This window comes from Gordonia iterans, from assembly GCF_002993285.1.
GTDB lineage: Bacteria > Actinomycetota > Actinomycetes > Mycobacteriales > Mycobacteriaceae > Gordonia > Gordonia iterans.
Window position 1 is genome coordinate 942,062 of the sequence record NZ_CP027433.1, and the last position, 17,995, is coordinate 960,056.

Sequence of the window (17,995 nt, forward strand, 5' to 3'; positions counted from 1 at the left end):
GGTGCAGCCGGGACAGACCGTGGCGGGGTACCGGGTCGTCGAGCGTCTGGGCGCCGGCGGCATGGGCGAGGTGCTCCTGGTGGAGAACACCGCGCTGGACCGTCTCGAGGCGATGAAGGTGATCTCGGTGGCGGGGTCGTCGAATCCCGACTTCCACACACGGTTCGTCAACGAGGCCAAGACCACGGCGGCGCTGGACCATCCCAGCATCGTGACGATCCACCAGCACGGCATCGACGACGGCCGTCCGTGGTTCACCATGTCGTATCTGAAAGGACGGGATCTGGCCGACGATCGGCCGGTCGATCGCGGCGAGATCCTGGCGATCTTCGCGCAGGTGGCGGATGCGCTCGACTACGCGCATCGCAACGGCGTGGTGCATCGCGACGTCAAGCCCGCGAACATTCTGGTGCGGCGGGACGAGTCCGGGCGGTTCGAGCGCGCGGTGGTGGTGGACTTCGGCATCGCCAAGCTCACCGGAAGCGCCAACCTCACCGCCACGAACGCCTTCGTCGGAACCCTCAAATACACCGCGCCCGAGGTGATCGAGGGCAAGGGCGCGACGGCGCGATCCGATCAGTACTCGCTGGCCTGCACGCTCTACGAGGTGTTCACCGGGAAGCCGGTGTTCGACGACGAGGCGGCCTCGGCGATCCTGTTGGCACACGTGTCCAAGCCGGCCAATCCGATCAGCCTCTTCCGGCCCGAGCTGCGTCCGCTCGACCCGGTCTTCGCGAAGGCGCTGGCCAAGGATCCCGCGGACCGCTATCCGGACTGCCGGACGTTCATCCGAGAACTCGGGGCGGCTGGGAGCCGGAGCGGGGTGACTGCGCCGCCGCGCGGCTCGGGTGCGCGGCCGGTTCCTGCTCCGCAGCAGGTTCCGGCGCCGCCCACGCCACGACCGACGCCGACACCGGCGCCGAATCCGGCCGCCGGCTGGACCTATCCGGCGACGCAGGTCGCACCGGGAGCGCCGATCGCACTGGGAGCACAGTGGTCGCCGCATGCTCCGGCCGCGCCTCGGAGCGGGGGCTGGAAGGTGCTGCAGAGTCTGTGGGTGCTGGCCTCGCTGGTGTCCTGCGGATTCCTCAGCTGGGCCGGCTTCCTCTACTGCGCCATCAGGATCAACACCCGGACCTGGTGGCTGGCCTTCGTCGGCTCGGTCGTGTTCTGGATCGGTGTGCTTGTCTGGATCGCCGGCAGCGGCGACGAGACGCCCAGCGACGCATCGGTTCTGGTCTTCTGGCTGGTACCGGTCGCCGCCTCGCTGGCGTTGCTCCCGAAGTTCCTGAACGACCTCGACGTCAAGCTGCGGTCGAAGCAGTAGTCGCCGGCCCACCGGCACGGGCCGGGAAGCCCGGTCGGTCAGGCGATCGGGAAGCCCGCAAGGTGAAAGCTGGACACCAGCAGCGCCGTCTCGGCGACGACGCCGCCGACGGCGATGCCGATCACTGCGCGGCCGGCGGAGGCGCGGGGCTTGATCCAGCGACCGGCCTGCCGCAGGGCCAGGAATCCGCCGACTGCGGAAAGGCCGATTCCGGCGACAGGGCCGATCCAGGCCAGATCTCCGCACGAGCGGCAGATTCCCGCGGTCCGCTCGCTCGTGGTCCATCGCGACAGCGACGACGAGGCCAGGACCACGGTCCCGACGATCACGCCGAACGCTTGGGTGAATACGAGAATCCCGGATGCGATGCGGTCGACTTTGCGGACGGCTGCGCCGAGCGCCGAGGGCCGTCGCCGGGTCCAGGCGGAGGACGGTGACGGGCAGGCGCCGGCGGGTTCGAGACGAGGAGCGGGGAGCGGCGTCGGACTCACGGCGTTCATCAGCCCATCACCAGTGCGGCGAGCACACAGAGCGCTGCGAGGGCCGCTTGGATCAGCAGGCCGAGCCCCGCCACCCGGCTGCCGAGTCCGCCGCGGGCGATCCGGAAGCCGATCCACCCGGCGAAGCCGATCGCTAGCGCGAACCCGCCGAAGAGGGCCACGTTGACCGGGGCCGAGATCCAGCTCTGCGGGGTGCAGGCGGCGGCTCCGCCGGTGACGGCGAGTCCGCAGTCGGCGCCGGCGAAGGCGAGGAGACCGACGATGAAGAGCCCGGCGACGCCGGCGGCGCATTGGAGAAGCCAGAGGAGTACCGAACTGGTGATGTCGGCGGCGCGGTAGGCGGGGTCGACACCGGTGGCGCCGGACTCGGGGGAAGGGCGGTCGGCCGAACCGTCGTCGACCGGGGTGCCAGGATCGGTGACTGCGTTCATGTCTCAATCCTCTGCCGCGGAGAACCTGAGAAGAAGCGTAGATCTACCTGGATGTCGCGGCGAAAGGGCTTACAGCGGCCCCGATTGCGCCGCGATCACGACGCCGAGCACGGCGCAGGCCAGTTGCGCGGGGATCGCGAGAGCGGCGATCCGCCACGTGAGGCGGCCCCCGGACGCCCGCACGATGACGACGGCGAGGACGGCGAGGGCGATCACCGCGCCGGAGCCGAGTGCGATTGCGACGCCGGCGTCGATGTAGCCCCCCGAGCCGCACGGCGTGTATCCGTCGTCCGGCCGCGTGCTGCAGTACGTCCGGTTGAGCCCCTGAAGCAGAGCGACGAGTGCGCCGAGGAGCGCCACCACCACCTGGACGGCCAGCAGCAGGACCACTCCGAGGAGGTCGAGGATCCGGGCCGGGGTGCTGAGGCCGGTGCCGTTGCCGGCACGCGGCCGCACCGGCCCGGGAGCGGACTCGGCGTACGGTGCGGTCATTCGTCCAGTGTCCCGGCCGCCGGGCGCCGGCACATCGGCAGAACTACTCAAAACCTTCCGGTTGATCGAGCGCTGAGGGGATGCCCGTGTGCCCGAAGTCGTCGCCCTTCCAGAGCAGCGACTCGCCGGATTCTGCTGCGAGTGCGTACGAGAAGCAGTCGCCGAAGTTCAGTCCGGCCCGATGCCCGCTGCCCCTGCCGAAGTCCCGATAGGCGGCCCGCGCAATGATCGCCTGCTCGACGGTTACCGGCACGATCTCGATCCCGAGCGATCTAAACCAAGCGTCGAACCTGCGGCTGGCCTCGGGTGGCCCCTTCCGATCGAGGACGATCGAGCATTCGAGATAGGTCGCTGCCGACATCTTGGGCTGACCGCGGTCGATCGCCTCGGCGAGTTGCCGGGCGTCGGACTCGCCCGCGAGTACGGCGATGATCGCCGAAGTGTCAACGATCATCGCAGCAGTCCGTCGTCGTCGTACAGGTCTGCTGTCGGGTCCTCGCCCCGGCGTAGACCGAACGATCGACCGATGTCGGCGCCTTCGTTGAGAACCGCCTCCACGCGGCTGCCTTGCCTACGCCGCAGCATCGCCGCGTAGTGCTCGACTGCTGCGCGGACGGCCGCCTCCTGGGACGTGCCGGAGAGAGCCGCGATTTCTTTCACCAGCTCGTGAGCGCGCCGATCGCGGATGTGCATCGCCATGATTCGGCCCCTTGGTATCACTCTATTCACATCATGTTACCAAGGTATTGGCGATGTGCGCCGCCCACGCTGGTCAGCGCTTTGCGGACGTCGGTGTCGGTGATGGTCATCAAGTCCGCCTCGCTCAGGCGGTCGACGTCGCCGGAGTCGGCGAGCCGGTGTTCGCGTTCCTCCTCGGCGGCCTCGATCACGTTCCGGACGAAGCGGCCGTTGCCCGCGGCGTCGGTGCCCCGGCGCGGACCCGCCGGAGTTGGGGTCTCCTTCTCGTAGAGCTCGGTGAACGCGGCGGTCAGGGTCGCGGCGGCCGCCGCAGTGAGCCGGGCGTCGCGGCGGTCGGCGAGCACCTCGGCGATCCGGGTCAGCTCGTCGGGCAGGTACGACGGGAAGCGGATTCGTCGCGCGAAGCGGGAGGCCAGACCCTCGTTGGCGGCCAGGAGGCGGTCGATCTCGTCGTCGTATCCGGCGATGATCACGACCAGCCGGTCGCGATCGGACTCCATGCGCTGCAGCAAGGTGTCGAGGGCCTCGCGCCCGAAGGCGTCCCCGCCGGTCAGGCCCTCTTGGATCAGCGTGTACGCCTCGTCGAGAAACAGGACCCCGTCGAGAGCGGAGTCGATCACCCGGGCCGTCTTGGGCGCGGTGCTGCCCAGATGCTCGCCGACGAGGTCGCGGCGGCTCGCCTCCACCACGCGGTCGGTGGCGAGCAGACCCAGCGCGCAGTAGAGCTTGGCGACGATCCGGGCGATGGTGGTCTTGCCGGTGCCGGGCGGGCCGGTGAAGGCCAGATGGAGACTGCGCTCACCGGTGCGCAGGCCGCGCTCGGCGCGGAGCCGGGCGAGCGTGGCGGTGGAGCGCAGCCGGGCCACTTGCTGCTTGACCGCGGCCAGTCCGACCTGTGCGTCCAGTTCGTGTTCGAGTTGCTCGAGGCGACCGGGGTCTCGCCTCCGCTCGACCGCAGGGCTCCCGCCGACCGCCGAAGGACTTCGCTCGTGACCGGCGGTCCCCTCGCGCGGGATCGGGCCGTCGTCTGTTCCGGATCGCTTCACCACGAGGCAGAAGCCCGGGTCGGCGAGCGCCCGGCGCGCACCGGGCAGCTCCGGGTCGAGGGCGAAAGCCTCCTGCAGATGCGCATGAGCGGCGGCCTCGTCGCCCTGGGCCCGGTGGGCCATCCCAATGGTGAAGACCGCCTGCGCGCGGCAGTTCGTCAGCGGGCCGCCGCGCGCTCGATCCAGGCGGCGGATCCCCTCGTCGAACATTCCGAGGTGCACGCATGCGGTGCCCGCCATCAGGGTGCCCGCGCAGACCAGGTACTCGTCGTTCCAGTCGTCGATCCCGCCCAGGGCGCTCAGCACCCGGGACCAAGCACGATCGCGCAGATGCAGGATCGCCCAGCAGAACGCGACGATAGGGGCGCCGAGTTCGCCGGAACCGCCTGATCCGTCGTCGAGCCGTTCCAGGACGCACCGGGCGCCGGCGACATCGTTCCCGTTCAGAAGGGATGCCGCGTAGGCGAGGGCGGCGTGCGTCGGATCGGCCACCGGGTAGTCGACGTACATGCCGGTCGGTGCGCGGCCGCTCAGCAGCCCGGCGGGCAGTCCGAGTCGTCGTTGCTGGACGCCGATCGAGGCCCGCGCTGTGTAGAGACCGAGAAGGGTCTCGCCGGAGACCTCGCCCGCCGCGAGCCGGCCGAGCCAGGCATCGCCCATGGCGGGATCGAACTCGGTGGCGCGCGCGAACGCGAGCTTCGCCTCGTCGAGTCGCGGGTCGGCGTCCTGGCCGTCGACGGCGATGCCGAGCCGAACGATCCCGGCATCGAAGTAGTCGCGCGCCAGGCGCCGCACGTCAGTCATGGTCCCCCCGAACCCCAGAGCTGTTGCCCAGTGACTGTAGTGCGCGAAGGCGTGCTGTGCGCCCGATTCGCCCGACAGCCGGAAGCCGGATGCGCTGGCATAGACTGTCGGGTGTGAGCGCCCAGGTAGATACCGTTTCCCACGCCGCCGAGACCCCCGATCATCCGCAGCCCTTCACCGAGCTCGGGCTGAAGGACGACGAGTACGCGCGGATCCGCGAGATCCTCGGCCGTCGTCCGACCGATGCCGAGCTGGCGATGTACTCGGTGATGTGGTCCGAGCACTGCAGCTACAAGTCGTCGAAGGTGCACCTGCGCTACTTCGGGGAGACCACCACCGACGAAATGAAGGCCGGGATGCTGGCCGGCATCGGCGAGAACGCCGGCGTCGTCGACGTGGGCGACGGCTGGGCGGTGACCTTCAAGGTCGAATCGCACAACCACCCCAGCTACGTTGAGCCGTACCAGGGGGCGGCGACCGGCGTCGGCGGCATCGTCCGCGACATCATGGCCATGGGCGCCCGGCCGATCGCCGTGATGGACCAGCTGCGTTTCGGTGCGGCCGATCACCCGGACACGCGGCGCGTGGTGGACGGCGTGGTGCGCGGAGTCGGCGGCTACGGCAACTCGCTCGGCCTGCCGAACATCGGCGGCGAGACGGTGTTCGACGCCAGCTACCAAGGCAACCCGCTGGTCAACGCCCTCTGCGCCGGACTGCTCCGCAAGGAGGACCTGCATCTGGCGTTCGCGTCGGGCGCGGGCAACAAGATCATCCTGTTCGGCGCCCGCACCGGGCTCGACGGCATCGGCGGCGTCTCCGTGCTGGCCTCGGAGACCTTCGACGACGACGGTAATCAGGGTCCGAGTCGCAAGAAGCTGCCCAGTGTGCAGGTGGGTGATCCGTTCACCGAGAAGGTGCTCATCGAGTGCTGTCTGGATCTGTACCGCGAGCACCTGGTGGTCGGCATCCAGGACCTCGGCGGCGCCGGTCTCTCGTGCGCCACCTCTGAACTGGCCGCGGCCGGCGACGGCGGCATGCACATCGACCTGGAGAAGGTGCCGATGCGCGCCGAGGGCATGACTCCGGCCGAGGTGCTCTCGTCCGAGTCGCAGGAGCGCATGTGCGCCGTCGTCGCGCCGGAGAACGTCGACGCCTTCATGGCGGTGTGCCGTAAGTGGGATGTGCTCGCGACCGTGATCGGTGAAGTGACCGACGGTGATCACCTGCAGATCACCTGGCACGGCGAGACCGTCGTCGACGTGCCGCCGCGCACCGTCGCCCACGACGGCCCCGTCTACCAGCGTCCCGTCGCCCGCCCGGACAGTCAGGACGAGGTGATCGCGTCGACCACCGCCGGGCTCGCCCGGCCGCAGAGCGGTGACGAGCTCCGGGAGACCTTCCTGAAGCTCCTCGCCAGCCCGGCGCTGTGCAGCCGCAAGTTCATCACCGAGCAGTACGACCGCTACGTCCGCGGCAACACCGTGCTCGCCGAGCACGCCGACTCCGGCATGATCCGGATCGACGAGGAGACCGGCCGCGGAATCGCCATCGCCACCGACGCCTCTGGCCGCTACACCTTCCTGGACCCGTACCGGGGCGCTCAGCTCGCCCTGGCAGAGGCCTACCGCAACGTGGCCGCCTCCGGCGCATCGCCGCGAGCGGTGACCAACTGCCTCAACTTCGGCTCGCCCGAGGACCCCGCGGTGATGTGGCAGTTCCAGCAGGCCGTCCGTGGCCTGGCCGACGGCTGCGCCCAGCTCGGCATTCCGGTGACCGGCGGCAACGTCAGCTTCTACAACCAGACCGGAGCGACGGCGATTCTGCCGACTCCGGTGGTCGGTGTGCTTGGCGTGATCGACGACGTCGACCGGCGCATCCCCACCGGATTCGGCACTGAGCCGGGGGAGAACCTGATCCTGATCGGGGAGACCCTCGACGAGTTCGACGGCTCGATCTGGGCGCAGGTGGAGCACGACCACCTGGGCGGAACGCCGCCGAAGGTCGATTTGGAGCGGGAACGGCAGCTGGCCGAGATCATGGTCGCCGCATCGCGCGACGGGCTGGTCTCTGCCGCCCATGACCTCTCCGAGGGCGGCCTGATCCAGGCGGTCGCCGAAGCCGCGCTGGCCGGGGAGACCGGTTGCCGCCTGGTCCTGCCCGAGGGCGCCGATCCGTTCGTGACGCTGTTCTCCGAGTCCGCCGGACGGATGCTGGTGGCGGTACCGCGTACCGAAGAGTCGCGTCTGTGCGCGATGCTCGACGCCCGCGAAGTGCCGTGGACGCGGATCGGCGTCGCCGACGCCGGGCTCGACGGGGTGGAGGTCCAGGGACAGTTCTCGGTGACCCTCGACGAACTCCGCGAAGTCCATGAAGGGACGCTGCCGCAGCTCTTCGGCTGAGCGGGCGTCGGGATGAAGTGACATGAACGCCGCCGGGGTCGCGGACCGCGCCGTCGCCACAGTGCAGGCTGTGGCGCGGCATCGGGTCGCTGGACCTGCGGTGATTCTCGCCGGTGCCGCCGGCGTCGGAGCGTTCGTCTGGTTCGCCGACCCGACGACTCCCGGCGGGATCATTCCGCCGTGTCCCACCAACGCGCTGCTGCACATCAACTGCCCGGGCTGCGGCGCCTCTCGCGCGCTGTACAGCCTGATGCACGGAGACGTGCCGGCCGCCCTTCAGTACAACGCTTTGGTGATCGTCGCGGTCGGCCTGCTCGCTGCCGCCTTCGTCACCTACGCCCTTGGACTGTGGCGAGGCCGCAAGGTTCGCGGCTGGCAGAACCTGCGGTGGGCGCCGATGGCAGTGCTCGTGCTGGTGAGCGTCTGGTTCGTGATCCGGAATATCCCCGTCGCCCCGTTCGACAGTCTGAGGGTGTGACCACGGCAGGGTGATCCGCGCTGTGGCCGAGCGCTCGATTGACGCCGGATCTGCCCGGCACAGCACGGACGGCCTGGCCGCGGTGGTGCGGTCAGGATGCTCGGGTGAGGAGTCGGGCGAGGATCTGTTCGGCTCCCGAGGGCGGGTCGACCGGGGCGATCACCCGGATCGGGGACGGCCGGTAGTGGACGATGATCGTCGGAGTCGATCGATCGTCGTCCCGGTCCAGGTCCAGGTCTTGCTCCTCGGGCGGCCCGAGATCCTCGGGTGTTCCGGGGTCGCCGGGGGCCCGGTGTCTTCGGGTAGCCCGGGGTCGTCTGGTCCGGCTGTTGTGGTCGGGTGGCTGGGGTCGGGTGCGAGGCGTTCGGGGTGGAACATGATGTTGCTCTGCCACCGGAGGTCGCGTCCGACGGGCCGCCAGCCGACGCGTCCGGCGTCGGGACCGAAGGTGAGGACCGTCGACTCCCAATGCCCCCGGTGCGGTGCATCCCCGGTCGGAGGCGAACAGCGCCAGCCGTTGCGCCGCGGTGGCGAACCGGCTGGCCCGCCCCAAATACAGCACTTGTCCGGTGGCCTGAGAGAACACCGCCAGATACGGGATGGTGTCGGCGGCGAACTGCATCAGATCAGACACCGGGATGCGGGTGCCGGTGGCGGTCCAGCCGATCCCGGCCTGCCGCGCCAGATCCTCGTCGGTGACGGTCACGACTACTTGTGAGGGGGTCCGGGTGGGTGCGGGTTGCCCGGCCAGCGCGAGGGCCCAGTCGCACAATGCTTGGAGGGCGTCGTGCTGACGCTGTCCGAGCGTGCGGGTGTCCCGCTCGGCCGCAGCTGCCAGGACGGCGGGGTCGAGGCCGGGTTGAGGTTGACCCCGTTGAGTGGACATCCTGATCGCCGGTTTCGTGCCGGCGCGAGAGGATGGACCTCATGGGTTCTCGACAACGTAAGACCTACAGCCCGAAGTACAAGACCGATGCTGCGCGTCTGGTGATCGATACCGGGCGCACGATTGCTGAGGTGGCCCGCGAGATCGGTGTGGGCGAGCAGCTCCTGGGCAAGTGGGTGGCCAAGGAACGCGCGGAGATGGCTGACCCGCCACCAGCGATCGACGCTGATGAACGTGCCGAGCTTGAGCGGCTGCGCCGCGAGGTCGCCGAGTTGCGGCTGGATCGGGAGTTCTTGAAAAAAGCAGCGGCCTTCTTCGCGGCCGAGCAGTCGAACCCGTCGAGGCGTTCGCACTGATCGAGGCGGAGAAGGCCGAGTACAGCGTCAGCCGGTGCGTTCGGCTCCTGGGCGTCTCACGCTCGGGCTACTACGCCTGGCGTGCCCGCCGAGACAGCGACCCGAGTCCACGCCGGCAACGACAGGCCGAGTTGACGGCCAAGATCGCCGCCGCCCACCAAGCCTCCGGAGGGGTGTACGGGGCGCCGCGGATCGTGGATGATCTACGAGACGATGGCGAGGTCGTCTCCCGTAAGACGGTGGCAAAACTCATGCGCAACAACGGAATTAAAGGAATCAGTCCACGCTCGTGGAAGCCGGCGACCACCATCGCCGACCAGAGTCCGCACTCGATCCCCGACCTGGTGAACCGTGACTTCGACCAGGGCGCACTGAACGTGGTGTGGACCTCGGACATCACGTATCTGCGCACCGGACAGGGATGGCTGTACCTGTGTGCGGTCCGCGACGGCTGCTCACGGCGAGTCATCGGATACGCATTCTCTGATTCGCTGCACACCGACCTGGTCGAGACCGCGTTACGCAACGCCCACACCTTCCGCGATCGGGCTACCGGCGCGACTGCCGGAGTGATCTTCCATGCCGACCGCGGCTGCCAGTACACCTCCGCACAACTCGCTGCGGTCGCCGGCGAACTCGGTGTCCGCCAGTCGGTCGGGCGTACCGGGGTGTGCTGGGACAACGCCCAGCAAGAGAGCTTCTGGTCGACTCTGAAATCGGAATTCTACGACCGGCGCGAGTTCGCCACCCGCACCAGCGCAGTGACCGCCGTGTCCCGGTGGATCGACCAATTCTATAATCAACGAAGACGACACAGCGCGCTGGGCAATATCGCTCCCGCAGTCTTCGAAGACATCACGATTCGCGAAGCGACCAGCCAGGCCGCTTAACCGATGTCCACGAAACGGGGTCAACCCCAGGGTTGGTCGGCGGCGCCGCGGGGGGAGTCGGGGTCGTCGGGGTTGTTCATCCCGGTGGCGGCCCACTGATGCAAGACCACCTCCAACTTCGCGCGCAGCACCGGGGTGAGCAGCGCCCGGACTTTGCTCATCAGTTGCCGGTCTGCGGCTGCAGGTTGAACGTACGCCGCCGGGCCCGGTCGTGGTCGTCGGCCAGGGTCCCGTCGGGGTCGAGCCAGGCCAGGATCCGGTTGCCGACCACGGTGACCGCGGCCGGGTCCAGGCGGCGGGCGGCGTCGGCGAGCATCGCTTCGGCTTTGACGCGCTGATCGTGAGTGACCGCCGAGGGGAGCTTGTCCATGATCTCGGCCACGGCGGCGACGTGCGCGCCGCCGGCGTCTCCGTCCGCGACCGCCGTCGCGGTCGCCGTCAGGCGAGGTGGGGTTCGAGGCGTTCGCCGGTCAGGGCGCCCATCGCGCCGATCCCTTCGGCGGTGACCCGGCGGCGGCGGGCCTCACCCACACCGAGACGGGCACCGTGGGCATACAGCTGGTGGGTCGAGATGTGCCCGGCACGCCGGTACACGCCGCGGTCGGAGATTCGGTGGATCGAGCTTGTCGAGATTTCGACATACAGCGCAGCGTCGAACACCTCCGCCCGGCGGTGGGCCTGTTCACGGGCGTCGAGCAGACCCAACAGACCGTCGTCGGATTCGGCGGCCAACAGTGCGGTCGCCGCGGCGCTCAACCGCTTCTCTGCGGCGGTCTGCACCGCCAGCAATTCTGCGGGCGACAGGCCGGCGATCAGCGTGTCGGGGTCGAAACCAGGAGTGTCGAGACGTGCGGTGCTCGGCGCGCTCCGGGCGGCGTCGTCGTTGTACGAGATGCCGTTGACGGTCACGATGTTCACCTCCCCCGAAGCACTGTTCCCGCTGGTAGAACCGGGCGTTTCGGCTCTCCTTGTGTGTCTGACATCACTCTACGACGGGGGTCTGACATTGATACTCGAAGCGGTCCCGTTCTGGTCGTGACTCTGGGTCTGACTGACGCCCTGCTGGGTTGTCCATCAATTGAGTTGCCCGGCCGGGACGGGGTCATGACCTAATCAGGAGGCTGGCAGGACGGCGTTGAAGGCCCTGGTGTTGCGGGTGCAGTTCCTCCATGAGCAAGACACCGACCTCACTAGGCAGATCGACGCCCTCGCCGCCGAGACGGACCCCGTTCTGCCGTCGAAGGACTTCACTCGCTCAATCGTCGAGGAAGAGCTGCGCGAGTTCCGACGGGTGATTTCGGCTCGCTTCGCTCGCTCAATCATCGATGGGTGCTTGCTCGATCATTGACGGGTGCTTGCTCGATCATCGACGCGTGCTTGCTCAAACAGCGAGCAGGAACGCGCCGACGGGTGGCCGCAGCTCCTCGCCGAGGTTCGCGGTAGCGTTAAGCCGTCCGACTACCTGAGTGCGCGCGAGGGAGTGATCGCGCTGTTGGGGAAGCCTGAGAGTGTGAGTGTGACATGAGTGATCCGAAAGAACCCGGTCAGAACGCAGACGAGCCGACGTCGGTCTTCCCGACCGACGAGCCGACCGCTGTGGTGTCTTCGGGAGCGGAGCACGAGCAGCAGGCATCAGCCGGAGACGACGCGGTGACCGGCTCCGAGACGACCCCGTCCGACGAGTGGACGGCGCACACTTCCGCCGGGGAATCCGGAGCCTACGACGCCACCCAGGTCGCGTCGTCGTACGTGCCCCCGGCCTACGAGCCGCCGACGTATCAGCCGCCCTCGTACGAGTCGCCCGCCTACCAGTCGCCCTCGTACGAGACACCCTCGTATGAGTCGCCGTCGTACCTGCCGCCGGTCTACGGCGCTCCGTCGACCTCTCCCCAACCGGAGCGGCCGGCCGCCGACCCGTTCGCGGCGCCCGACCCCGTCGCGCCGGAGCCGCCGCAGCAGGACGTGTATCCGGCAGCAGGTCAGTATCCGGCGCAGGAACCGGCCTATCCGCAGGCGACTCCGTACGCCGCGGCGCCCGGAGCGCCGCTGACGCCGTACCCGATGTACCCCGGCTACGGTCAGCAGCCCTCCGGTCCGCAACCCGAGACCGGCCAGGTCTCGTCGATCATCTGCCTGGTGATCAGCGGATTGCTGACGGTCAGCTGCTACTTCACCCTCATCGGTCTGGCGCCGCTCATCCTCAGCATCGTCGCGCTCGTCAAGTCGAACTCGGTGGGCAGTCTGTGGCTCTCCGGTCAGACCGAGGCTGCGCAGCAGGCCGCCGACTCGTCGCGGTCCCTGGCCTTGTGGGCCTGGCTCAGCATGCTGATCGGGTTCGTGGTGGCTGTCGTGGTGGTCCTCGTGATCATCGCGATCGCCGTCAACTCCTGACGCGCAGTTCCGCACACTCCGGATCAGCGCAGCAGCGCGACCAAGCCTTCGGCGTCGTCGACGGTGAGCTGGTCGACGCGCAGGTCCCGCAGGCGTTGCACCATCGGGACCGCGTCCGCGTTCGCCGCGCCCGCCAGCGTGTAGGCGTCGACGATCCGCCCTCGCCGGTGGAATGCGCCGACCAGATCGTATCCACGGTCGGCGGCGGCCAGCACCAAGCGGATCTCCAGATAGATCGTCGTCGCGCGCGGTGACGCGCTGCAGGCCCGCTCGACGAACCCGGCGAAGTCGCCGGAGGCCAGCACGTGATCGACCGCACCGTGATGGCACGGGTCGTAGCCCACCGCGATGCCCGGTGCGGACTCGGTCAGGATCCGCACCGCGGCGGCGTCGCCGCAGGAGAGGATCAGGTGCTTCTCGATGCCGCGTACGGCCGCGGCGAAGGCTGAGACGGCGCGCTCGTCGAGTGCGGCGGCGTTCTGCTTGAAGTCCAGTTGCAGCAACGCGGACGGCGGCAGCGGCTCGCCGTCGAACAACCCGGGGAGATCCTCCAGCAGCAGGACGTGTTGCCCGCAAGGCGTTCCGTGCGCGTCGCGCAGTTGCAGCGACCGGAGGGCGGCCGCCGCGGTCCGCCCCACCTGGCCCGTGCCGGTGGTGGCGTGGGGCAGGTCGTCGTCGTGCAGGACGGCGAAGCCCCGGTCGGCGTGGATCCGCAGATCCACCTCGACGCTGGCCCCGGCCCGCATCCCCTCGGCGATGCGGGAAGCGGTGAACGGGACGTCGCCGTTGGTGCGTCGGGCGCGATGCCATTTCAGCCGGGTCGTACCCAGCGAGATCGGCGGGGAGGGGAGAGCCACGAATCCGACGCTACCCACCCGGCCCGGCGCATAGGGTCGAGCCATGGTTCTCCGCGTTGTGGAATGGTCCACCGGCACCGTCGGCCGAGATGCGATCGCCGGAATCGATGCCCACCCGGATCTGGAGCTGATCGGCGTCTGGGTCTCCGATCCGGCGAAGGTCGGGCGCGACGCCGGGCGACTCGCCGGACTCGACCGGGACCTCGGGGTGATCGCCACCGACGACGCCGACGCACTGCTCGACCTGAAGCCCGACGCGATCGTGCACACGGCGATGACCGACGACCGGCTGATGGAGGCGATCGAGGATCTCAAGCGCTTTCTGCGGGCCGGTATCGACGTGGTGTCGTCGGGGCCGGTGATCCTGCAGTTCCCTTATGGCGTCGTCCCAGACGAGCTGATCACGCCGATCGCCGAGGCCGCCCGCGAGGGCGGGGCCAGTCTGCACGTCAACGGCATCGATCCGGGCTTCGCCAACGATGTGCTGCCGCTGACCGTCACCAGCCTGTCGCGGTCGATCGACGAGGTGCGCTGCCTAGAGATCGCCGACTACTCCACCTACTACCAGCCGGTGGTGATGTCGAAGATCTTCGGCTTCGGGCAGCCGATGGACGGGGAGTCGCTGTTCGCCCATCCGGGTGTCGCATCGCTCGGCTGGGGGAGCGTGGTGCGGCAGCTGGCCGCGGGCCTGGGACTGACCCTCGACGAGCCCCTCGTCGAGCGCGTCGAGCGCGTCGCCGCCGACCGCGACTATTCGACGGTGAGCGTGGACATTCCGGAGGGGACCCTCGCCGCCCTGCACTTCGAGGTGGCCGGCCAGGTGGACGGCGTCGACCGGGTGGTGCTGGAGCATTACACGCGAACGCATCCCGACCAGTGCCCGCACTGGCCGACGCCCGACCACGGGGCCGGCTGTTATCGGGTCGTCGTGCGCGGCGAGCCGGAGATGTCGGTGGAACTCTCGCACCACGGCCGCGACGGCGACCACAACGTCTCGGGAATGATCGTCACCGCGATGCGGCTGGTGAACTCCGTACCCGCGGTGATCGCCGCGGCGCCGGGCATCGTGACGGCGCTGGATCTGCCGTTGGTCACCGGTCGGGGACTGGTCGCCGGGGCAGACGCCCGGGCGTGAGTCGTCGCGTCAGTCACCCGTCGCCCACCCGCGGGCGGCGTCCTCCTCCGCGAGCGGGAAGGCCTTTGCGTCGTACTTCGAATGCCTGCCGAAGGAGTCGACGATCATGTTGAGGACATGATGGTCGGAGACGACGGCGATCCGGCCCCACGCGTGCCGGAATTGTGCGCCGATCTGCTCGTCGCGCACCAGCGCGCCGAACGAGAGATGATCGAAATCCTGTCCGAGCACCGCGACGACATTCACCGGATCTCCTCCCGCCGCGGCTGCGCTGACCGCCGGAACGAGGACGTCGTGGTAGTCGGCGGCGGTGACCGTGCCCGAGTAGCGAGCACCGACGGAGTTGTTCTCGTAGCCGGGGAGGAGAGTGATCATGGACTCTGAGGCTAGCGGCCGCGCTTGCCCGGCAACGGCTTTCGGCGCAACCGGCGCCCCTCAACGCACCGGCCAGTTGTGGACGGGCTCACCCTCGTGCATCAGTGCGACGTAATCGGTCAGCATGCCGTGCAGGGCGCGTCTGCGGTCCTGCCCGGCGGCCTCGCGGGCGGCGACCGACCGGCGCTGCCACACCGAGCCGGTCTGCTTGGTGACGCACCGCCCGTGGATGATGCCCAGGTACCGGCTCTTGGCCTTGTCGGACACGCCGTACGCGGTCAGACCGCGCTCGGCGAGCGGAAGCAGGATCCTCAGAGTGAGTTCGTCGGGCCGGATCCAGCCGACGTCCGGCCAGTAGAGCTGTCCCTCCATGCCCCAATGGGCCCCGGCGGTCAGGTTCTCGCGCGCGGCGTCGAACGACATCTTCGACCACACCGGAAGCTCCTGTTCCACCAGGCCGCGCACCACACCGTAGTAGAACGCGGCGTTGGCCATGATGTCGACGACGGTGGGGCCGGCGGGGAGCACCCGGTTCTCCACGCGCAGATGCGCCTGGCCGTCGACCACGTCGTACACCGGGCGGTTCCAGCGGTAGACGGTGCCGTTGTGCAGCCGGAGCTCGTCGAGGTGCGGGATGCCGCCCTCTTCGAGGACGGTCAGCGGATCGACGTCGGTGGAGACCGGCAGCAGGGCGGGGAAGTAGCGGATGTTCTCCTCGAACAGGTCGAAGATGGTGTTGATCCAGCGCTCGCCGAACCAGACGCGCGGTCGTACGCCCTGGTTCTTCAGTTCCAGCGGCCGCGTGTCGGTGGCCTGCTCGAACACCGGGATCCGGGTCTCGTGCCAGAGCGCCTTACCGCCGAGGAACGGGGAGTTGCCGGCGATCGCCACCTGAACGCCGGCGATGGCCTGGGCGGCGTTCCAGTGGGCGGCGAAGTCCTCCGGGGCGGTGCGCAGATGCAGTTGCAGCGAGGTGCACGCGGCCTCGGGCAGGATCGAGTCGGTAGTGGTGTGCAGCCGCTCGATGTCGCCGCCCGGGGACAGCGGAATCCCGGTGATGTCGAGTTCGATGTCTTCGCCGCGGGCGGCGAAGATCTGCTCGTTGAGGAGGTCGTACCGCGGGTTCGCCGAGATCCAGTGGTGGGCGAAGTGTTCGGACTGCAGCGTCGGCAGCATGCCGACCATCACCAGATGGTTCCCGGTGCTCTCGGCCGCGGCCTGCGCCCGGTTCAGCGACGACCGCAGGCCCTGCTCCAGGCTCACCGTGTCGCCGCCGACGAACGGGCGCGGGGAGACGTTGATCTCGAGATTGAACTGCGCGAGTTCGGTTTGATAGTCGGGGTCGGCGATCGCGGCGAGGACCTCGGCGTTGCCCATCGACGGATTGGCGGCGGCGTCGATCAGATTGAGTTCCACTTCCATGCCCAGCAGCGGTTCGGGCGGCCGGCCGTGATCGGTGAACAGACCGTCGGCGAGCATCCGCGCGATCGCCTGAGTTCCCCGTGACACCTGAGATCGGAATCGCACCCGATCGGCGCCGGTGAAGTGCTGACGGTCCACGTCTTCGCCCATGAGGACATGGTGCCGCAAAACGCGGCGCCGAATCAGGCGAAAGGAGCGACGGCCCCCAGGGCGATGATCTGCTCCACGACGTCGTCGCGGGTGCGCTCCTGGCCGATCCGCAGAGTTTTGTTGGCGCCGTGGTAGTCGCTGGAGCCGGTCTGCAGCAGGCCCAGGTCGTCGGCGATCCCGGCGAGTTCGGCGCGTGCGGACTCGCCGTGGTCGGGGTGGTCCACCTCCAGGCCGCGCAAGCCGAGTGGCACCAGGCCGGCGATCACTTCCGGGGTGAGGACCGATGCAGCCGCCCGCGCGCGGGGATGGGCGAGCACCGGCACCCCGCCGGCCGCGGCCACCAGCCGGACGCCCTCGGTCAGCGGCAGCGACCGCAACGGCGCGTAGTACGGTCCGTTCTCGCTCAGCAGTTCGGCGAAGGCCTCGCCGACCGAGGCGACCACGCCGGCCTCCAGCAGCGCCCGGCCGATGTGCGGCCGGCTGATCGCGCTGTTCCCGGCGATCTCGCGGACCCGCTCCAGGGTGATCGGGTAGCCGGCGTCCATCAGGTTCTCCACGATCCGGGTGCCGCGGTTCGCCCGTTCGCTCCGCATCCGCTCCCACTCGGCGACCACGGCGGGGTCGTCGCCGTCGAACAGGTAGCCGAGCAGATGCACCGACACCAGTTCGCCGTCGTCGCCCGGATGCTTGGTGGAGAACTCGGTACCGGGCAGCACCCGCATGCCTGCAGGCAGCAGGGTGCGGGCCTCGGTCCAGTGGTTCGCGGTGTCGTGATCGGTGATGCCCAGCGTCGTCAGTCCGGCCGCCTGCGCCGCGGCGAACAGTTCGGCGACGGAGTCGGTCCCGTCGGACCAGCTGGTGTGGATGTGCAGATCGGCGGTGCGGGTCACGTCGTCGAGCGTAGTGCGTGCGTACTAGCGTGAGGGCATGCCGCCGAAGAAGCAGGTGGACCCCGCGCAGCTGCGCGCCGCGATGCTGGCGGTCGCCGAGTGGCTGCACGACGACGCGCTCCCGACACCCCCGCGCGCCGAACTCGCGGCCGCCGTGCGACTGTCGGCGCGGGCTCTGGCCCAGGATGCACCGGGCAACGCGGTGGAGGTGCGGGTGCCGCCGTTCGTGGCGGTGCAGTGCCTGACGGGCGTCCGGCACACGCGGGGAACCCCGCCCAACGTCGTCGAGACCACGCCCCGGAACTGGTTGCGGCTCGCCGCCGGGCTGACCGAACTGGACGACGAGATCGCCGCCCATCGGGTCAGTGCGTCCGGGCACCGGGCCGTCGACATCGCGGCGTGTCTCCCGCTGGTCCGCCTCCCGGCACCGTCCTGACGGTGGGGCCGATGTGTCGACCACCACGCGT

At 69.3% G+C, this 17,995-nt stretch carries 22 protein-coding genes; 8 read left to right on the plus strand and 14 right to left on the minus strand.

The window, feature by feature from the left end; all coding sequences use genetic code 11:
- The first annotated feature begins 1 nt into the window (after nt 1).
- Entirely contained in the window at nt 2-1,327 is a 1,326-nt protein-coding gene (locus tag C6V83_RS04345) for a serine/threonine-protein kinase (RefSeq protein WP_234353853.1), read from the plus strand.
- Between the two features lie 38 nt (nt 1,328-1,365).
- Here C6V83_RS04345 and C6V83_RS04350 read toward each other — a convergent pair whose 3' ends face one another.
- From C6V83_RS04350 to eccA, 6 genes are all read right to left on the minus strand, one after another.
- On the minus strand, nt 1,366-1,827 hold the full coding sequence (locus C6V83_RS04350) for a hypothetical protein (RefSeq protein WP_105941362.1): 462 nt from the start codon (nt 1,825-1,827) through the stop codon (nt 1,366-1,368).
- Nucleotides 1,827-2,258: a hypothetical protein gene (locus C6V83_RS04355; protein WP_105941363.1), complete on the minus strand. Its 432-nt coding sequence runs from the start codon at nt 2,256-2,258 to the stop codon at nt 1,827-1,829. The genes C6V83_RS04350 and C6V83_RS04355 overlap by 1 nt, the downstream gene beginning before the upstream one ends.
- A gap of 69 nt (nt 2,259-2,327) precedes the next feature.
- Complete coding sequence (locus tag C6V83_RS04360) at nt 2,328-2,750, minus strand: hypothetical protein (RefSeq protein ID WP_105941364.1); 423 nt, start codon at nt 2,748-2,750, stop codon at nt 2,328-2,330.
- 43 nt (nt 2,751-2,793) lie between these two features.
- On the minus strand, nt 2,794-3,204 hold the full coding sequence (locus tag C6V83_RS04365; protein WP_105941365.1) for a type II toxin-antitoxin system VapC family toxin: 411 nt from the start codon (nt 3,202-3,204) through the stop codon (nt 2,794-2,796).
- Nucleotides 3,201-3,449, minus strand: coding sequence for a type II toxin-antitoxin system VapB family antitoxin (locus C6V83_RS04370; protein WP_105941366.1), 249 nt, complete (start codon nt 3,447-3,449; stop codon nt 3,201-3,203). The genes C6V83_RS04365 and C6V83_RS04370 overlap by 4 nt, the downstream gene beginning before the upstream one ends.
- A 26-nt stretch (nt 3,450-3,475) precedes the next feature.
- Entirely contained in the window at nt 3,476-5,299 is a 1,824-nt protein-coding gene (eccA, locus tag C6V83_RS04375; protein ID WP_105941367.1) for a type VII secretion AAA-ATPase EccA, read from the minus strand.
- A gap of 113 nt (nt 5,300-5,412) precedes the next feature.
- On the opposite strand from eccA, the gene purL reads away from it, so the two are divergent.
- Together purL and C6V83_RS04385 are read left to right on the plus strand one after the other, a co-directional pair.
- Entirely contained in the window at nt 5,413-7,698 is a 2,286-nt protein-coding gene (gene purL, locus C6V83_RS04380; RefSeq protein WP_199832584.1) for a phosphoribosylformylglycinamidine synthase subunit PurL, read from the plus strand.
- A 22-nt stretch (nt 7,699-7,720) separates the two neighbouring features.
- Nucleotides 7,721-8,176 (plus strand): DUF2752 domain-containing protein, encoded by a 456-nt coding sequence (locus C6V83_RS04385; protein ID WP_105941369.1) that lies wholly within the window; start codon nt 7,721-7,723, stop codon nt 8,174-8,176.
- 91 nt (nt 8,177-8,267) lie between these two features.
- Here C6V83_RS04385 and C6V83_RS04390 read toward each other — a convergent pair whose 3' ends face one another.
- Nucleotides 8,268-9,062 carry a DUF222 domain-containing protein gene (locus tag C6V83_RS04390; RefSeq protein WP_234353854.1) on the minus strand — a complete coding sequence of 265 codons (795 nt, stop codon included), beginning with the start codon at nt 9,060-9,062 and terminating at the stop codon, nt 8,268-8,270.
- A 32-nt stretch (nt 9,063-9,094) separates the two neighbouring features.
- Here C6V83_RS04390 and C6V83_RS04395 point away from each other — a divergent pair.
- Nucleotides 9,095-10,308, plus strand: a protein-coding gene (locus tag C6V83_RS04395; protein WP_234353794.1) for an IS3 family transposase whose coding sequence is annotated in 2 segments (ribosomal slippage) — nt 9,095-9,359 and nt 9,359-10,308 — 1,215 coding nt in all. Because the reading frame shifts where the segments join, the coding sequence is not laid out codon by codon here.
- A 20-nt stretch (nt 10,309-10,328) separates the two neighbouring features.
- On the opposite strand, the gene C6V83_RS18265 is transcribed toward C6V83_RS04395, so the two are convergent.
- The 3 genes from C6V83_RS18265 to C6V83_RS04405 are packed head-to-tail and all read right to left on the minus strand — an operon-like array spanning nt 10,329 to nt 11,217.
- Nucleotides 10,329-10,469, minus strand: a complete 141-nt coding sequence (locus C6V83_RS18265) for a hypothetical protein (protein ID WP_159067440.1) — start codon at nt 10,467-10,469, stop codon at nt 10,329-10,331.
- Nucleotides 10,469-10,750, minus strand: a complete 282-nt coding sequence (locus C6V83_RS04400; RefSeq protein ID WP_105941370.1) for a DUF222 domain-containing protein — start codon at nt 10,748-10,750, stop codon at nt 10,469-10,471. Before C6V83_RS04400 ends, C6V83_RS18265 begins: the two co-directional genes overlap by 1 nt.
- A complete protein-coding gene (locus C6V83_RS04405; RefSeq protein ID WP_159067441.1) occupies nt 10,747-11,217 on the minus strand; it encodes a hypothetical protein in 471 nt (156 codons plus the stop codon). The genes C6V83_RS04400 and C6V83_RS04405 overlap by 4 nt, the downstream gene beginning before the upstream one ends.
- Before the next feature lie 226 nt (nt 11,218-11,443).
- On the opposite strand from C6V83_RS04405, the gene C6V83_RS04410 reads away from it, so the two are divergent.
- Nucleotides 11,444-11,656 carry a hypothetical protein gene (locus C6V83_RS04410; protein ID WP_159067442.1) on the plus strand — a complete coding sequence of 71 codons (213 nt, stop codon included), beginning with the start codon at nt 11,444-11,446 and terminating at the stop codon, nt 11,654-11,656.
- A 173-nt stretch (nt 11,657-11,829) separates the two neighbouring features.
- Nucleotides 11,830-12,699: a hypothetical protein gene (locus tag C6V83_RS04415; RefSeq protein ID WP_105941373.1), complete on the plus strand. Its 870-nt coding sequence runs from the start codon at nt 11,830-11,832 to the stop codon at nt 12,697-12,699.
- Between the two features lie 23 nt (nt 12,700-12,722).
- Here the strand turns inward: C6V83_RS04415 and C6V83_RS04420 are convergent, their stop codons facing one another.
- The gene (locus C6V83_RS04420) at nt 12,723-13,556 is read right to left on the minus strand and encodes a glycerophosphodiester phosphodiesterase (RefSeq protein ID WP_234353855.1); all 834 of its coding nucleotides are present in this window, start codon (nt 13,554-13,556) and stop codon (nt 12,723-12,725) included.
- 43 nt (nt 13,557-13,599) lie between these two features.
- Between C6V83_RS04420 and C6V83_RS04425 the strand changes: the two genes are divergently transcribed.
- Nucleotides 13,600-14,691: an NAD(P)H-dependent amine dehydrogenase family protein gene (locus tag C6V83_RS04425; RefSeq protein ID WP_105941374.1), complete on the plus strand. Its 1,092-nt coding sequence runs from the start codon at nt 13,600-13,602 to the stop codon at nt 14,689-14,691.
- A 9-nt stretch (nt 14,692-14,700) separates the two neighbouring features.
- Here C6V83_RS04425 and C6V83_RS04430 read toward each other — a convergent pair whose 3' ends face one another.
- From C6V83_RS04430 to C6V83_RS04440, 3 genes are read right to left on the minus strand one after another with little or no spacing between them, the layout of a single operon-like run.
- Complete coding sequence (locus tag C6V83_RS04430; protein ID WP_105941375.1) at nt 14,701-15,066, minus strand: SpoIIAA family protein; 366 nt, start codon at nt 15,064-15,066, stop codon at nt 14,701-14,703.
- 60 nt (nt 15,067-15,126) lie between these two features.
- Nucleotides 15,127-16,638 (minus strand): glutamate-cysteine ligase family protein, encoded by a 1,512-nt coding sequence (locus tag C6V83_RS04435; protein WP_105941376.1) that lies wholly within the window; start codon nt 16,636-16,638, stop codon nt 15,127-15,129.
- A gap of 32 nt (nt 16,639-16,670) precedes the next feature.
- The gene (locus C6V83_RS04440; RefSeq protein WP_105941377.1) at nt 16,671-17,528 is read right to left on the minus strand and encodes a PHP domain-containing protein; all 858 of its coding nucleotides are present in this window, start codon (nt 17,526-17,528) and stop codon (nt 16,671-16,673) included.
- Nucleotides 17,529-17,565: 37 nt separating this feature from the next.
- On the opposite strand from C6V83_RS04440, the gene C6V83_RS04445 reads away from it, so the two are divergent.
- Nucleotides 17,566-17,964, plus strand: a complete 399-nt coding sequence (locus C6V83_RS04445; protein ID WP_105941378.1) for a sterol carrier family protein — start codon at nt 17,566-17,568, stop codon at nt 17,962-17,964.
- Nucleotides 17,965-17,995: the final 31 nt, after the last annotated feature.

What these genes read in the sequence shown, in the direction of transcription:
- C6V83_RS04350 (WP_105941362.1), bottom strand. Translation starts at nt 1,827, where the DNA reads ATGAACGCCGTGAGTCCGACGCCGCTCCCCGCTCCTCGTCTCGAACCC.
- C6V83_RS04355 (WP_105941363.1), bottom strand. Translation starts at nt 2,258, where the DNA reads ATGAACGCAGTCACCGATCCTGGCACCCCGGTCGACGACGGTTCGGCC.
- C6V83_RS04360 (WP_105941364.1), bottom strand. Translation starts at nt 2,750, where the DNA reads ATGACCGCACCGTACGCCGAGTCCGCTCCCGGGCCGGTGCGGCCGCGT.
- C6V83_RS04365 (WP_105941365.1), bottom strand. Translation starts at nt 3,204, where the DNA reads ATGATCGTTGACACTTCGGCGATCATCGCCGTACTCGCGGGCGAGTCC.
- C6V83_RS04370 (WP_105941366.1), bottom strand. Translation starts at nt 3,449, where the DNA reads ATGGCGATGCACATCCGCGATCGGCGCGCTCACGAGCTGGTGAAAGAA.
- eccA (WP_105941367.1), bottom strand. Translation starts at nt 5,299, where the DNA reads ATGACTGACGTGCGGCGCCTGGCGCGCGACTACTTCGATGCCGGGATC.
- C6V83_RS04385 (WP_105941369.1), top strand. Translation starts at nt 7,721, where the DNA reads ATGAACGCCGCCGGGGTCGCGGACCGCGCCGTCGCCACAGTGCAGGCT.
- C6V83_RS04390 (WP_234353854.1), bottom strand. Translation starts at nt 9,062, where the DNA reads ATGTCCACTCAACGGGGTCAACCTCAACCCGGCCTCGACCCCGCCGTC.
- C6V83_RS18265 (WP_159067440.1), bottom strand. Translation starts at nt 10,469, where the DNA reads ATGAGCAAAGTCCGGGCGCTGCTCACCCCGGTGCTGCGCGCGAAGTTG.
- C6V83_RS04415 (WP_105941373.1), top strand. Translation starts at nt 11,830, where the DNA reads ATGAGTGATCCGAAAGAACCCGGTCAGAACGCAGACGAGCCGACGTCG.
- C6V83_RS04425 (WP_105941374.1), top strand. Translation starts at nt 13,600, where the DNA reads ATGGTTCTCCGCGTTGTGGAATGGTCCACCGGCACCGTCGGCCGAGAT.
- C6V83_RS04430 (WP_105941375.1), bottom strand. Translation starts at nt 15,066, where the DNA reads ATGATCACTCTCCTCCCCGGCTACGAGAACAACTCCGTCGGTGCTCGC.
- C6V83_RS04435 (WP_105941376.1), bottom strand. Translation starts at nt 16,638, where the DNA reads ATGGGCGAAGACGTGGACCGTCAGCACTTCACCGGCGCCGATCGGGTG.
- C6V83_RS04445 (WP_105941378.1), top strand. Translation starts at nt 17,566, where the DNA reads ATGCCGCCGAAGAAGCAGGTGGACCCCGCGCAGCTGCGCGCCGCGATG.